This window comes from Solirubrobacter pauli, assembly GCF_003633755.1.
GTDB classification, from domain to species: Bacteria; Actinomycetota; Thermoleophilia; order Solirubrobacterales; family Solirubrobacteraceae; genus Solirubrobacter; species Solirubrobacter pauli.
Map to the genome: position 1 here is coordinate 3,325,525 of NZ_RBIL01000001.1, position 13,304 is coordinate 3,338,828.

Here is a 13,304-nt window from a genome sequence, read left to right on the forward strand (position 1 = left end):
GCTCACCCCGCGAGCGGAACGCCCTGGCGCAGCGTGCTGAGCACGCGCTGCACGGCGTGGCGCACGTCCTTGACGTCCTGACGCAGCGTGCGGGCGACGTCGGCCTCGGTCGTGCCGTCGAGGAGCATCCCGATGATCGAGCGGTCCTCGTCCGGGACGCGCGCGAGCGTCTCGCGCAGGACCGCCACCGACGGCTCGCCGATCAGCTGCTCGCCCTTCGCGACCCGCCGGATGGTCTCGAACATCTCGCGGGCGCCGATCCCCTTGTGCATCAGGCCGTCGGCACTGGCGAGCCGTGCCGGGAGCATCAGCTCGGGGCTCGCGTGGGCCGAGAAGATGATCACGCGTGGGGCGGGGATGCGCTGCTTGATCCGGTAGCAGAGCTGCAGGCCGTCCCCGCGCGGGAGGTGGTAGTCGAGCAGCACCACGTCCGGGTCGACGCGGTTCAGCAGCGGCCACAGGCTCTCCTCGTCACCGCCGCTCTCGCCGGCGTAGACGATGCCGGGCTCGCTTTCCAGGACGGTCTGCAGCCCCGCGCGCAGGGCGGGGTGGTCATCGACGACGACGACGCGGATCATGGGGTGCCTCCGTTGTGGTCGAGGGGGACGTCGAGCTCGATCACGGTCCCGGCGTCCGAGGTGGCGAAGGTCAGGCGCGCGCCGATCGTCGCGGCGCGGTTCTCCATGGCGATCAGCCCCGTCGCGCCGGGGCGGGCCTGCTCGGGCAGGCCGCGGCCGTCGTCGCGGACGGTCACCCGCAGGTCGCCGTCCGCGCGCTCGAGCGCGATCGCGATCGTCGTGGCGTCGGCGTGGCGGAGGGCGTTCGTCAGCGCCTCGGTCGTGATCCGGTACGCGTGCGCGCCGATCAGCGGCGGCAGCTCCGGCGCCTCGCCGTCGACCACGATCCGCGGGCCGTGGTCGCTGGACACCTCCTCCGCGCGGGCACGCAGCGCCTGGTCGAGCCGGCGGCCCTCGAGCGGCGAGCGCAGCTCGGCCAGGCTCGTGTCCATGTCGGACGCCGCCGACTCGAGCTCGACCGCGGCGCGCGCGATGACGCGCTCGTTGGCCTCCGGCACCCGGCCCTGGAGCGAGGTGACGAGCAGGTGCGCGGCGTGCAGGCGCTGCTTGGCGGAGTCGTGCAACTCGAAGGCGATCCGCTTGCGCTCGGCCTCGATCGCGAGCCGCTCGCGCGCGGAGCGCTCCGCGGACAGCCGGCGCAGCGCCTCGGCGGCGTAGGCGAGCGCGACGACGAGCATGAACGGCAGCGACACGTGGATCGCGAGCGTCTCGTTCGACACGAGCTGCAGCCGCCCCGGCACCGGGCCGCCGATCAGCGCGACGGCGAAGTAGGTGACCGCCGCGGCGGCGCCGACCCAGACCGCCTGCCGCAGCGTCAGCCGCGTGGCGGGGAGGGCCAGGCTCGCCAGCCACAGCAGGTAGAACGGGCTGCGCCAGTCCTCGGAGACGATCACGAACGCGAGCGTCGCGGTGAAGTCGACCGCCCAGGCCGCGGGCGAGCGGCGTATGGCGGGGCGTGTGAGGAACACGAGTGTGCTCAGCGGCCCGTAGAGCAGCAGGATCGAGTCCAGCTCGCGGAAGCCCGCCCAGGCCACCAGCGCGAACCCGATCAGCGTCGCGGCGAGCCGGCCGGCGGCGAACAGGAGCAGCCAGGCGCCGTCGTCGTCGGCGGCGGACGGCCGTGCGAGGCGCGCGGGATAGAGATCGCGCAGCGCCGTCATGTCCCTGCTGGCCTCGATCCTTCAACCGTGACCGATGTCGCGCCCGGAGTGACGAGATGCATGATTCGTCATGTAAATTGCGCTATAGTTGCTGTAGCAACCAAAGGCGGACACCATGCAGTTCGGAATCTTCTCGGTCAGCGATATCTCCAAGAACCCGGTCACCGGCTACACGCCGAGCGAGGCCGAGCGCATCGATTCAGCGGTGCAGATCGCCAAGCGCGCGGATGAAGTCGGGCTGGACGTGTTCGCCATCGGCGAGCACCACAACCCGCCGTTCTTCTCGTCCTCGCCGACCACGCTGCTGGCGAACATCGCCGCGCAGACGCAGGACATCGTGCTCAGCACGGCGATCACGCTGATCACCACCAACGACCCGGTGCGGATCGCTGAGGAGTACGCGATGCTCCAGCACCTCGCCAAGGGCCGGATGGACCTGATGCTCGGCCGCGGCAACACCGTGCCCGTCTATCCCTGGTTCGGCCAGGACATCCACAAGGGCCTCGAGCTCGCGCTGGAGAACTACAACCTGCTCCACCGGCTGTGGCGCGAGGACGTCGTGGACTGGGAGGGCAGCTTCCGCACCGCGCTGCAGGGCTTCACGTCGGTCCCGCGCCCGCTGGACGACGTGCCACCGTTCGTCTGGCACGGCGCGATCCGCACGCCCGAGATCGCCGAGCAGGCCGCGTACTACGGCAACGGCTACTTCGCCAACAACATCCTCGCCCCGAACTTCCACTTCCGGCCGCTCGTCGAGCTCTACCGTCGCCGCTACGCGCACTACGGCCACGGCACGCCCGAGCAGGCGATCGTCGGCCTCGGCGGGCAGGCGTTCATCGCGCGCAACTCGCAGGACGCTGTGCGCCGCTTCCGCCCGTACTTCGAGGGCTCGCCGCTGTACGGCACGTCGTACCGGCTCGAGGACTTCATGCACGGCACGCCGCTGAGCGTCGGCAGCCCGCAGGAGGTGATCGAGAAGACCATGACCTTCCAGGCCGGCTTCGGCGACTACCAGCGCCAGCTGTGGGTCGTCGACCACGCCGGCCTGCCCCTGGAGGAGGTGCTCGAGCAGGTGGAGCTGCTCGGGACCGAGGTCGTCCCGGTGCTGCGGCGCGAGATGGAGTCGCGCCGCGCGCCGGACGTCCCGGACGCGCCGACCCACGCGAGCCGCGTGCGCGAGAAGTACGGCGACGCCGAGCCGCGCCAGCCGCGCCCGAACGCCAACCGCGGCGACAACGTGACCGGCACCTCGCCCTACCAGGACACCGACCCGGAGCTGGTGGCGAACCTGCCACTCGTCGGCTGATGTCCCCGAGTCGTACTCGCCTCGCCAACGAGGCCTGGGAGGCGCTGTTCCGCGCGCAGTCGACGGTGGTGCGCGAGCTCACCGCCGCCGACGTGTGGGACGGCGTCAGCCCGAGCGAGTACGACGTGCTCTACGCGCTCTCCAAGGCACCCGACGGGCTGCGGATCAGCGAGCTGATGGGCGACATGCTGCTCACGCAGGGCGGCGTGTCGCGGCTCGTCGCCCGGCTCGAGGACCGCGGCCTCGTCGAGCGCGTCGCCGATCCCGCCGACGGCCGCGCGTCCCGCATCCGCCTCACCGCGGCCGGCGTGGACGCGCAGCGCCGCGTCGGCCTGCGCCACGGCCGCCACGTGGCGCAGCTCATGACCTCCACCTTCAGCGTCGAGCAGCTCCAGCAGCTGCGGGCGCTCTGCGAAACCCTCACCGAAAGCACCCGAACATGAAACGGCTCGTAGTCATCAGCGCCGGCACCGGCAACCCGTCCTCGACGCGCCAGCTCACCGACCGGATCGCCCAGAAGGCGCTGGATCGGCTCGAGGACGCGACCGTGAACGTGATCGAGCTCGGCCCGCTCGCGATCGACACCGCGCGCGCGGCCGTCGCCGGCTTCCCGGGTGAGGCGCTGCAGGAGGCGATCGACACGCTCGCCGCCGCCGACGCCGTGATCGTCGCCACGCCGGTCTACAAGGCCGGCATCAGCGGGCTGCTGAAGACGTTCGTCGACGTGCTCGACAACGACCTGCTGGTGGCCAAGCCCGTGCTGCTCGCCGCCACCGGCGGCTCGCCGCGGCACGCGCTGGTGATCGACGACCAGCTACGGCCGCTGTTCGCGTTCATGCGCGCCTTCACGCTGCCGACCTCGGTCTACGCCGCCCCGGAGGACTGGGGCTCGACCGACCTCGGCAAGCGCATCGACCGCGCCGCGACCGAGCTGGCGGCGCTGGTCCGCGCGGGGGTCGAGCAGGAGGTCGCCGACGGCGCGTGGGCGGGCTACCAGCACACGTTCGGCGGCAACGCCGCCCGCGCCGAGCGCACCGAGGCGGACGTCGACTTCGACTCCCCGCTGATGCGCCTGGCAACCGGCGGTCGTTAGACCGTCCGCGGCGCGCGCGGGCGCGGCGTGGCCGCCTCGGCGGCGGCGGCGGCGAGCGAGGCGCGCCAGCTGACCGCGTCCTGCTCGGGCGCGACGACGGCCTTGAGCGCCTTCACGCATTCGCCGTCGAACGCGGTGCCGGTGTCCTCGTCGAGGATCGACAGCGCGCGCTCCATCGGCCACGCCTCGCGGTACACGCGGTCGGCGGTGAGCGCGTCGTAGACGTCGGCGACGGTGAGGATGCGGACCTCGACCTCGAGCTGCGCGGCGGGTGCGTGGTTGGGGTAGCCGCGGCCGTCGAGGCGCTCGTGGTGGCTCTCGACGAGGTCGAGCACGAGCGGCGGGAAGCTGCCGAGCTCGGTCAGCAGCTCGCGGCCGGCCGCCGGGTGGCCCTTGATGACATCGAACTCGGCGTCGGTCAGCTTGCCGGGCTTGTTGAGGATCTCGTCCGGGATCGTCAGCTTGCCCATGTCGTGCAGGAGGCCGCCGAGCGCCAGCAGGCGCAGGCGGTGCGCGGGCAGGCCGAGCTGCTCGCCGATCTGCACGGCGAGGGTCGCGACGCGGCGCGTATGGCCCTCGGTCGAGCCGTCCTTGTCGGCCAGGCGCGCGAGCAGGGCGTGCACGCGGCCGCCGAGGAACGCCTCCTCGTCGGCGACGACGTGCTCGGCGCGCAGGTCGCCCACGAGCGGGCGGGAGGCGGTCGCGTGGCGCAGGTCGAGGGCCGCGGGCACGCCGACGAGGCCGATGCCCGCGACCTCGAGCGCGTGCGCCGACCACCAGCCGAGGTCCATCATCCCGTAGCGCAGCAGGCCGAACTCGCCGCCCGCGAGCAGCACGACGCCGAACGCGACGAGCGCGTCCGCGCGGCGGCGGGTGAGCAGGAACGTGCGCGCGGCCCGGTGGGCGAGCAGCGCGAGCATCGGGGCGCTCAGGAGGAAGACGGCGGTGGCGACGGTCGTGCCGGGGCGCGGGACGGCCGGGATCATGCCGGGCACGACGAGCGCGGTCACGCCGACCAGCGCCATCACGGTCAGCGTCGCGGTCTGCAGGCGCAGCAGCCGGCGCGCGTTGAGCGGCCGCCGCAGGCCGGGCAGCGCCGAGGCGCACAGGATCAGCCCGCCGATCGGGATGTTCAACGCACCCGCCGCCTGCACCAGGCCGTTGTCGCCGACCAGCACGCCAGGGGTGGCGAGCGCGTGCAGCACGAGCAGCAGCGCCATCACCGAGAACGCGAAGCCGAGCAGCACGGCCCGGCCGTCGTTGAGCCGCACGCCGACCACCGACATGGCGACCGCGGCCGCGCCGGCCAACAGGCCCGCGGCCGTGACCACCACGAGGTGGACCGGCATCGGCACGTGGACCATCACGCCCGCGCCGGCGAGGTAGACGACGACCGGGACGAGGGCGGCGGCGGCGAGCGCCGCGACGCTCGGCCAGGTGCGACGAAGAGACATGACCGGGGTGATCGACCCGCTTACCTCGAGGTTGAGGTGGGTTGGCGCCGCCGCACGCCCACGCCGGACCCGTCCACGACCACGAAGTCGCCGTCGCGCAGCGGGATCGCCCGCACGCCGGGGTACGCGGCGACGGCTTGCGCGTTCTTGGCGGCGCGGCCGTGGCGGTCGTCGTGCGGGAGCACGAGCACCTCGGTCAGCCCGAGCCCCGCGAGCTCGAGGTCCGGCGGCGGGGTGAGCGGCGACGTCAGCCGCAGTGGCGCGAGCGTCGGGCCGGCCACCATCGCCCCGGCGCTGTAGCCGACGTACACGGCGCCCGCGGCGAGTGCCTCCGCCGTGGCGGCGCCGAACCCGGTCCGGCGGGCCGCGGCGAGCAGGTGGAACGGGTCCCCGCCGGACACGGCGACCACGTCGGCCCCGGTGACGGCCGCGCGGACCGCGGTCGCGTCCACCGCTTCGAGGTCGAGCCGGTCCACGCGCAGCCCGGCGCCGACGAGCTCGCGCTCGACCTCCTCGGCGATGCCCGGGTCACCCAGCGGGTTGGCCGCGGTCGGCACGAGCACGGCGCGCGGACCGCGGGCACGCAGGTGCGAGCGCAGGTCCGGGATGCCGCGTGAGGCCAGCAGCAGCACGCGCGGGGCTGATTAGCCGGCGCTCTGGCGCCCGCGGGCGCGGTACGCGGCGACCGCGTTGCGGTTCGCGCACGTGGTGCTGCAGTAGCGCCGGGACCGGTTGCGCGAGAGGTCGAGCACGAGGCACTCGCAGCGGTCGTCGACGCACACCGTGAGCCGGGAGAGCTCGTCCGAGCGGATCACGTCGATCATCGCCATCGCGGCCTCCACCGCCACGCGGTGGGCGAGCGGCGCGTCGGACGGCACGGCGTGGATGTGCCAGTCCAAGCCGTCGTGTCGGCGCAGCTGGGGCACCGCCTGCGCCTCGGCGAGCAGCGCGTTGACGAGCTCCGCGGCGTCGTCGCGCTCGGCCGTGAGCAGCTCGCGCAGCGTGGGTCGCAGCGCGCGCAGCGCATCCAGCTCGGCCGCGTCGTGGTCACGCCGGCCGGTGAACTCGTGCTCCGCGTACCACGCGTCGAGCTGCTCCATCGTGGTCAGCGTGTCCGGCTCCTCGCCGCTGTTGACGAGGGCCACCGCCGATCGCAGCGAGCATTCCGTGTCATAGGCAAAAAGCACGTTGACATCTTACGCGATCTGGGTATTGTCATCACCCATGGCCGCGATGACGAATGACGCACGTGCCGATGTCGGCGTAGGGCTGGCGTTCGCCCTCGCCTCGGCGACGGCGTTCGGGCTCTCCGGCTCGTTCGCCCGGGGGTTGCTCGACGCCGGCTGGTCGGCGGGCGCGGTGGTGCTCGTGCGCCTCACGCTCGGCGCGCTCGTCGTCCTGCCGCTGGCGGCCCGGGCGCTGCGCGGTCGCTGGGGTGCGCTGCGCAAGCAGTGGCGGTTCGTGCTCGCGTTCGGCGCGGTCCCCGTCGCCGGCGCGCAGTTCGGTTACTTCTCGGCCGTCCAGCGGATGGACGTCGGCCCGGCGCTGCTGATCGAGTACACCGCCCCCGCGGCGGTCGTGCTCTGGCTGTGGCTGCGCAACGGCGAGCGTCCCGGCCGCCTGACGGTCGCCGGCGCGCTGCTGGCCGCCGTCGGCCTCGTCCTCGTCCTCGACCTGCTCTCGGGCGCCGACCTCGCGCCGCTCGGCGTCTTCTGGGCGCTGTTCGCGATGGTCGGGGCCGCCACCTACTTCGTGCTGGCGGCGAAGCCGCACGCGGACCTGCCCCCGGTCGCCCTGGCCGGGGTCGGGCTCGCGGCGGGCGCGCTCGTGCTCGCCGTCCTCGGCGTCGTCGGCCTGCTGCCCATGCACGCCAACACCGACTCCCCCGCCTACTCCGGCACCGAGGTCGCCTGGTGGCTGCCGCTGCTCGGCCTCGGCGTCGTCACGGCGGGCTTCGCCTACTGCACGGGCATCGCCGCGAGTCGCCGCCTCGGCTCGCGCCTGTCCTCGTTCGTCGCGCTGCTCGAGGTCGTCGCCGGCGTCACGTTCGCCTGGCTGCTGCTGGACCAGCTTCCCGGCCCGCTGCAGCTCGTCGGCGGCGTGCTGATCATCGCCGGCGTGGTCGTCGTCAAGCTCGGCGAGCGCCCGCCGGCCGAACGGCCCACGGCGGCGCCGTCCATGAAGCTTCAGCCGCTCGCTCAGGAGTCGGCGTAGGGCGGACGGTGGGACAGCAGCCAGGCCTTGACGGCGGCGGTCTGCGCCGGATGGCGCGGGCGACGTGAGGTGACGACGTAGAACGCGGCGTCGCTGTCGAGCGACGCGGCGAACGGGTTGACGAGGCGGCCGGCGGCGAGGTCGCGCTCGACGAAGTGGCGGCTGGTGAGCGCGATGCCCTGGCCGCTGAGGGCGGCGTCGATGGCCAGCGCGGTCTGGTTGAAGCGCGCGCCCTTGGTGGCGCCGGCGGCGGACCCGCCGAGGACGGTCTCGACGAACCGCGGCCACTGGCCGTGGGAGTCGTGCAGCAGGGTGTGCTGCCTGAGCACGTCGGCGGTGAGCGGGAGCTCCGCGTCCGCGAGGAGGGCGGGGGTGCAGACCGCGATCAGCTCCTCGTGGAAGAGCAGGTCGGCGACGACGTTGGTGGCCTCGGGGGCACGGCCGAAGCGCACGGCGAGGTCCACGTCGTCGCTGTGGAAGGTGGCGCGCCGGTCGGTGGCGACGATCCCGAGGTCCAGATCGGGGTGGCGGGCCGTGAAGTCACCGAGCCGTGGCAGCAGCCACTTGGCGGCGAACGTCGGGGTGACGCTGATCTGCAGTCGCAGCGGCTCGGGCTGCACGGCCGCGGTGGCTTCCACGATCAGCTCGAAGGCGCGCCGGATCGTGCCCGCGTATCGCCGTCCCGGCTCGGTGAGGGCGAGCGTGCGCGGGAGGCGGTCGAACAGCATCACGCCGAGGTGGTCCTCCAGGCCGCGCACGTGCTGGGCGACCGCGCCCTGGGTCACGCCGAGCTCTTCGGCGGCGAGCCGGAAGCTCAGGTGGCGGGAGGCGGCCTCGAAGGCGCGGATCGCGTTGAGCGACGGCAGCTGGCTCGTCTTCATCCAGTAGTTCTTCTACAGCAGATCAGCCCGGAATATGACTGGTCACCGCCGAGTATCGAACGTATCGTCGGAGGCCATGACGGCAGAAAAAGTAGCGATTGTGGTGGCGGGTGGAAGCGGGATGGGGGCGGCCGCCGCGCGGCGCCTTGCCGGTGACGGCTTCCGGGTGGCGGTGCTGTCCTCGTCGGGCAAAGGCGAAGCCCTGGCGCGTGAGCTGGGCGGATTCGGCGTCACCGGCTCGAACCGGTCGAACGAGGACCTGCGGCGCCTGGTCGACGGGACGCTGGAGCGCTGGGGGCGCGTGGACGTGCTGGTCAACAGCGCGGGCCACGGGCCGCGCGCGCCGATCGTCGAGCTCACCGACGAGCAGTGGCAGGCGGGGATGGAGACCTACTTCCTCAACGTCGCCCGCTCGGTGCGCCTCGTCGCCCCGGTCATGCAGCGCCAGCGTGGTGGCTCGATCGTGAACATCTCGACCGCGTGGGTGATCGAGCCGAGCCACATGTTCCCGACGTCCGCGGTGTTCCGCGCCGGGCTCGCCGCCTACACGAAGCTCTTCGCCGGGGCGTACGCAGCCGACAACGTGCGCATCAACAACGTGCTGCCGGGCTGGATCGACAGCCTCCCGGCGACCGAGGAGCGAGCGCAGAGCGTGCCGATGCAGCGCTATGGCACCAGCGAGGAGGTCGCGGCCGCGATCGCCTTCCTGGCCTCGGGTGAGTCGTCGTACATCACGGGGCAGAGCCTCCGCGTCGACGGCGGGGTCGTCCGCGCGCTCTGACCGGTCGAGACGAGAAGCGGAGAGGCTGTCCGCTAATCTTGTGGACAGCCTCTCCACTTCTTCGTCAGGAGCTTCCCCATGGAGTACCGCCCCCTCGGACGCACCGGCGTCCATGTGAGCCAGCTGTGCCTCGGCGCGATGATGTTCGGCGCGTTCGGCAACGCGGATCACGACGACTCGATCCGGATCATCCACACGGCGCTGGACGCCGGCATCAACTTCATCGACACCGCCGACTTCTACTCGGCGGGCGAGTCGGAGGAGATCGTCGCCAAGGCGCTCGCCGGCGGACGGCGCGACGACGTCGTGCTCGCCACCAAGGTCGGGCTGCCGTTCGGCGAGAACGTGAACCATCGCGGCACGTCGCGGCGGTGGGTCACGGAGTCGGTCGAGCGGTCGCTGCGGCGGCTCGGCACCGACTGGATCGACCTGTACCAGGTGCACCGCCTGGACCCGACCACCGACCTGGACGAGACGCTCGGCGTGCTGTCGGACCTGGTGCACGCGGGCAAGATCCGGGCGTTCGGCGCCTCCACGGTGCCGGCGTCGCAGATCGTCGAGGCGCAGTGGGTCGCGGAGCGGCGCGGCCTCGAGCGCTTCCGCACGGAGCAGCCGCCGTACTCGCTGCTCAACCGCGGGATCGAGCACGACGTCCTGCCGACCACGCTGCGGCACGGGATGGGCGTGCTGACGTGGAGCCCGCTCGCCGGTGGCTGGCTGTCCGGGCGCTACCGCAAGGGCGTCGAGATCGAGGGCCCGACCGCGGCCGCGCGCCAGCGGTTCGCCGCGCTCTACGACACGACCGCCGCCGCCAACGCGGCCAAGCTCGACGCCGCCGACGCGCTCGGCGCGCTGGCCGACGAGGCCGGGATCACGCTGATCCAGCTGGCGATCGCGTTCGTCGTGCGCCACCCGGCGGTGACGTCGGCGATCATCGGGCCGCGCACGCTCGCGCACCTCGAGTCCTACCTCGCGGCGGACGGCGTCGAGCTGTCGGATGACCTGCTGGACCGGATCGACGCGATCGTCCCGCCGGGCGTCACGCTCAACGTGGCCGACAGCGCCTGGACGATGCCGACGGCCGCGGAGCGCCGGCGCTAGGCCGCCGTGCGCCCGCCGTCGACCGCGAACGTGCCGCCCGTCGCGTAGCTCGCGCGCGGCGAGGCGAGGAACACGACGGCCTCGGCGATCTCGTCGGGGTCGGCGACGCGGTTGAGCGGCAGCGTCGGCGCGTAGGTGTCCATCACCTCACGCGAGGCGGCGCCCGTGTAGGTCGGCCCGGGTGCGACGCTGTTCACGCGCACGCCGTAGGGGCTGTACTCGGTCGCCCAGGCGCGGGTCATCGACTCCAGCGCGGCCTTGGTCGCGCCGTAGGCGGCTGATCCGGGGAGGCCTACGCTGCCGGCCATCGACCCGAGGTTGACGATGCTGCCGTGGCCGCGCACGGCCATCCCGGGCGCGAAGGCGGCGACGAGGAAGAACGGCCCGCGCACGTTCGTGGCGAACAGCGCGTCGAACACGTCGACGGCGAGGTCGGCGGTCGGGCCCCAGACGGCGAGGCCGGCGTTGTTGACGAGGATGTCGACCTCGCCGGCCACCGCATGCAGCGCGCGGACGCTGTCGGGGTCGCTGATGTCGGCGCTGATGAAGCGCGCGCGGCCGTGGGCGGCGTGGATCGCGGCGACGGTGTCCGCGCCGCGCGCCGCGTCCCGGCCGACCGCGATCACCTCCGCGCCCTCGGCCGCGAGCCGGAGCGCCACCGCCCGGCCGATGCCGGAGGTGGCGCCGGTGACGAGCGCGGTACGTCCTGTGAGGTCCTGGTTCATGGCGGACGCGAAGCTAACGGCGCCCGCGCCGCCTGTCGTACGCCATCCGGTGCGGTCGCGTCCTCCTTCTGGGGGTCAGGCCAACACCCATCGATCGGTCGCGGCGTCGTGCCGGACCAGGCCGCGCTCGGCGAACGCCTGCAGCCAGCCGCCCATCGGCCACCACCCCCAGCGGTCGCGGAAGAGGCCGCCGTTGCGGACGATGTCCGCGAGATGCTGCACGGGCGGCGACTGCGTCTCGTGGTGCTGGTGGTACGCCCACGCGCCGCCGACCCAGACGAGCTCGACCCCCGCCCGTGCGGCGAGCTGGCCGAAGTCGGTGTCCTCCCCGCCGTAGCCCACGTAGGCCTCGCAGAACCCGCCGATCCGCCGCCACGTCCCCGCCGTGACGGCGAACGAGAGCGTCCAGAACAGCGCGTGGTCGCCGCCGGGCACGAGCTCGTCCTCGGCGGGCACGGGCCGCGCCGGGTGCGGCTGTGCGAGCGCGTGGAGGTCGCCGTCCGCGCCCGGCGGGAGGTAGCCGACCGGCCCGCACAGCAGCGCGGCGTCCGTCGTCGCGGCGGCGTCGCGGTAGCGCGGCAGCAGCGTCGCGCTCGGGATGCAGTCGACGTCGAGGAAGACGAGCAGCTCGGCGCCGTGCTCGAGCGCGTGCTCGGCGCCGGCGTTGCGCGCGCGGGCGAGTGGCAGCCCCGCGGGCGTGGCGTCGACGCCGATCACGTCGCTGCGGTCGCCGAGCACGGCGCGGCACCGCTCGACCTCGCCCTCGCCCATCGCGACGACCACGTGATGGACGCCCGGGTCGAGCGCCGCGCGCTGGCGCCGCAGGTGGTCGTGGCGCCCGGCCACGAGCGTGATCACCGCGGTGCGCACACGCGCTCCCGTCGCGTCGCCGCGGTCGCGCGGCGGCGCCGGTCCGCGCGCCGCCCGTCCGCTCCGCGCGCGCTTGCGCCACGGGCCGTCACTGCGGTGCCCACGCCAGCTCCTGCAGCACCGCGGCCGCTCGCTCGGCGCCCGTGCCGGTGTGCCAGCGCGCCCAGCCGGCGCCGCCGCGGTCGAGCGCCTGGCTCAGCAGCGCGTCCCACTCGTCCGGCTCAGGCCAGGTCGGGCGGACGACCGCCAGGCCGGCCTCGCCCAGCGCCCGCGCGGTCGCGTGCTGCTCGTCGTGCGGGCGAGGTTGCGGGATCACGATCGCCGGGCGGCCCGCGGCGGCGACGTCCGCGAGCGCGTTCTGGCCGGCGTGGGTGACGACCACGTCGGCGCCGCAGAGCAGCGGCCAGGGGTCGTCGACCCAGCGGTCCGACGGGGGACCGAGGACGGTCCAGCTCCAGCCGGGCGTCGCGCGCTCGGCCTCGGCCAGCATCGTCAGCGACAGCTCCGTGCCGCCGCGGCCGGACAGGACGACGACGTTCGGCGGCCCGTCCTCGTGCTCGGCGCGCTCGCGGCCGTCGAAGCGCGAGATCGCGCCGACCGCGTGCAGCTTGTCCGCCCACGGCTCGCCGCCGCGGAGCACCGGCGCCCACTCGGGCCAGGGCGCGACGATCGCGTCGGCCAGCCGGTAGCCGAGCTGGTGCGCGCGGTCCTCGCGCACGCCCGGGATGCCCATGACGATCGTCGGCACGCCCATCGAGCGCACGAGCACGGTGACCTCGACCGACACGTCGACCACGACCAGGCGCGGCGCGTACGTCGCGACCCAGGCGGCGATCTGCGCCATCCGCTCGCGCAGGCCGGGATGCCCGGTCGGCGCCCAGTGCAGCGCGCCGCCGGCGGTCGCGTCCACGCCGTCGGCGGGCTCGGGGTCGTCGTCGCGTGCCAGCTGCAGCCACGGGCCCGCCCAGCCGTCCGGGCGCGGGCGCGAGCTGATCCCGGTCACCGGCTCACCCAGCTGCGCCGCGATCGCCTGGGCGCGCAGGACGTGGCCGTCGCCTTGGTGGTGGACGTAGTAGCCGATCACGCGCGGACTGCTCCCCAACGACGCTCGGCCGTGAAACGCACTTTGGCGCGTTCGTCT

Annotated in this window: 15 protein-coding genes; 6 read left to right on the top strand and 9 right to left on the bottom strand. The window is 73.7% G+C overall.

The features are described from left to right. Positions 1–2: 2 nt before the first annotated feature. A complete protein-coding gene (locus C8N24_RS15550; protein ID WP_121251247.1) occupies positions 3–578 on the bottom strand; it encodes a response regulator in 576 nt (191 codons plus the stop codon). Beyond that, on the bottom strand, positions 575–1,738 hold the full coding sequence (locus C8N24_RS34660) for a sensor histidine kinase (RefSeq protein WP_211339984.1): 1,164 nt from the start codon (positions 1,736–1,738) through the stop codon (positions 575–577). The genes C8N24_RS15550 and C8N24_RS34660 overlap by 4 nt, the downstream gene beginning before the upstream one ends. A 115-nt stretch (positions 1,739–1,853) precedes the next feature. Between C8N24_RS34660 and C8N24_RS15560 the strand changes: the two genes are divergently transcribed. Genes C8N24_RS15560 through C8N24_RS15570 form a run of 3 tightly spaced genes read left to right on the top strand, consistent with a single transcriptional unit; the run spans position 1,854 to position 4,137 of the window. After that, positions 1,854–3,044, top strand: coding sequence for an LLM class flavin-dependent oxidoreductase (locus tag C8N24_RS15560; protein ID WP_121251249.1), 1,191 nt, complete (start codon positions 1,854–1,856; stop codon positions 3,042–3,044). Beyond that, positions 3,044–3,487 carry a MarR family winged helix-turn-helix transcriptional regulator gene (locus C8N24_RS15565; RefSeq protein ID WP_121251251.1) on the top strand — a complete coding sequence of 148 codons (444 nt, stop codon included), beginning with the start codon at positions 3,044–3,046 and terminating at the stop codon, positions 3,485–3,487. Before C8N24_RS15560 ends, C8N24_RS15565 begins: the two co-directional genes overlap by 1 nt. Then, entirely contained in the window at positions 3,484–4,137 is a 654-nt protein-coding gene (locus tag C8N24_RS15570; protein WP_121251253.1) for a CE1759 family FMN reductase, read from the top strand. Before C8N24_RS15565 ends, C8N24_RS15570 begins: the two co-directional genes overlap by 4 nt. On the opposite strand, the gene C8N24_RS15575 is transcribed toward C8N24_RS15570, so the two are convergent. Genes C8N24_RS15575 through C8N24_RS15585 form a run of 3 tightly spaced genes read right to left on the bottom strand, consistent with a single transcriptional unit; the run spans position 4,134 to position 6,778 of the window. After that, the gene (locus tag C8N24_RS15575; protein WP_121251255.1) at positions 4,134–5,591 is read right to left on the bottom strand and encodes an HD-GYP domain-containing protein; all 1,458 of its coding nucleotides are present in this window, start codon (positions 5,589–5,591) and stop codon (positions 4,134–4,136) included. The genes C8N24_RS15570 and C8N24_RS15575 overlap by 4 nt on opposite strands. Positions 5,592–5,611: 20 nt before the next feature. Further along, complete coding sequence (locus C8N24_RS15580) at positions 5,612–6,223, bottom strand: Type 1 glutamine amidotransferase-like domain-containing protein (RefSeq protein ID WP_121251257.1); 612 nt, start codon at positions 6,221–6,223, stop codon at positions 5,612–5,614. A 12-nt stretch (positions 6,224–6,235) separates the two neighbouring features. Then, positions 6,236–6,778, bottom strand: coding sequence for a CGNR zinc finger domain-containing protein (locus tag C8N24_RS15585; protein ID WP_121251259.1), 543 nt, complete (start codon positions 6,776–6,778; stop codon positions 6,236–6,238). Between the two features lie 37 nt (positions 6,779–6,815). Here C8N24_RS15585 and C8N24_RS15590 point away from each other — a divergent pair, with 37 nt between their 5' ends. After that, entirely contained in the window at positions 6,816–7,805 is a 990-nt protein-coding gene (locus tag C8N24_RS15590; RefSeq protein ID WP_121251261.1) for an EamA family transporter, read from the top strand. On the opposite strand, the gene gcvA is transcribed toward C8N24_RS15590, so the two are convergent. Next, the gene (gene gcvA / locus C8N24_RS15595; protein ID WP_121251264.1) at positions 7,790–8,686 is read right to left on the bottom strand and encodes a transcriptional regulator GcvA; all 897 of its coding nucleotides are present in this window, start codon (positions 8,684–8,686) and stop codon (positions 7,790–7,792) included. The genes C8N24_RS15590 and gcvA overlap by 16 nt on opposite strands. Positions 8,687–8,762: 76 nt before the next feature. Here gcvA and C8N24_RS15600 point away from each other — a divergent pair, with 76 nt between their 5' ends. Next, a complete protein-coding gene (locus tag C8N24_RS15600; protein WP_121251266.1) occupies positions 8,763–9,467 on the top strand; it encodes an SDR family oxidoreductase in 705 nt (234 codons plus the stop codon). A gap of 78 nt (positions 9,468–9,545) precedes the next feature. Next, positions 9,546–10,568 (top strand): aldo/keto reductase, encoded by a 1,023-nt coding sequence (locus tag C8N24_RS15605; RefSeq protein ID WP_121251268.1) that lies wholly within the window; start codon positions 9,546–9,548, stop codon positions 10,566–10,568. Here C8N24_RS15605 and C8N24_RS15610 read toward each other — a convergent pair. From C8N24_RS15610 to C8N24_RS15620, 3 genes are all read right to left on the bottom strand, one after another. After that, positions 10,565–11,293 (bottom strand): SDR family NAD(P)-dependent oxidoreductase, encoded by a 729-nt coding sequence (locus tag C8N24_RS15610; protein WP_121251270.1) that lies wholly within the window; start codon positions 11,291–11,293, stop codon positions 10,565–10,567. The genes C8N24_RS15605 and C8N24_RS15610 overlap by 4 nt on opposite strands. Positions 11,294–11,368: 75 nt before the next feature. Further along, a complete protein-coding gene (locus C8N24_RS15615) occupies positions 11,369–12,163 on the bottom strand; it encodes a glycosyltransferase family 2 protein (RefSeq protein ID WP_121251272.1) in 795 nt (264 codons plus the stop codon). Between the two features lie 88 nt (positions 12,164–12,251). Further along, positions 12,252–13,247: a glycosyltransferase gene (locus C8N24_RS15620; RefSeq protein ID WP_121253243.1), complete on the bottom strand. Its 996-nt coding sequence runs from the start codon at positions 13,245–13,247 to the stop codon at positions 12,252–12,254. Positions 13,248–13,304: the final 57 nt, after the last annotated feature.

Coding starts and splice junctions, on each gene's coding strand:
- C8N24_RS15550 (WP_121251247.1), bottom strand. CDS start 578: ATGATCCGCGTCGTCGTCGTCGATGACCACCCCGCCCTGCGCGCGGGG.
- C8N24_RS34660 (WP_211339984.1), bottom strand. CDS start 1,738: ATGACGGCGCTGCGCGATCTCTATCCCGCGCGCCTCGCACGGCCGTCC.
- C8N24_RS15560 (WP_121251249.1), top strand. CDS start 1,854: ATGCAGTTCGGAATCTTCTCGGTCAGCGATATCTCCAAGAACCCGGTC.
- C8N24_RS15565 (WP_121251251.1), top strand. CDS start 3,044: ATGTCCCCGAGTCGTACTCGCCTCGCCAACGAGGCCTGGGAGGCGCTG.
- C8N24_RS15570 (WP_121251253.1), top strand. CDS start 3,484: ATGAAACGGCTCGTAGTCATCAGCGCCGGCACCGGCAACCCGTCCTCG.
- C8N24_RS15575 (WP_121251255.1), bottom strand. CDS start 5,591: ATGTCTCTTCGTCGCACCTGGCCGAGCGTCGCGGCGCTCGCCGCCGCC.
- C8N24_RS15590 (WP_121251261.1), top strand. CDS start 6,816: ATGGCCGCGATGACGAATGACGCACGTGCCGATGTCGGCGTAGGGCTG.
- gcvA (WP_121251264.1), bottom strand. CDS start 8,686: ATGAAGACGAGCCAGCTGCCGTCGCTCAACGCGATCCGCGCCTTCGAG.
- C8N24_RS15600 (WP_121251266.1), top strand. CDS start 8,763: ATGACGGCAGAAAAAGTAGCGATTGTGGTGGCGGGTGGAAGCGGGATG.
- C8N24_RS15605 (WP_121251268.1), top strand. CDS start 9,546: ATGGAGTACCGCCCCCTCGGACGCACCGGCGTCCATGTGAGCCAGCTG.
- C8N24_RS15610 (WP_121251270.1), bottom strand. CDS start 11,293: ATGAACCAGGACCTCACAGGACGTACCGCGCTCGTCACCGGCGCCACC.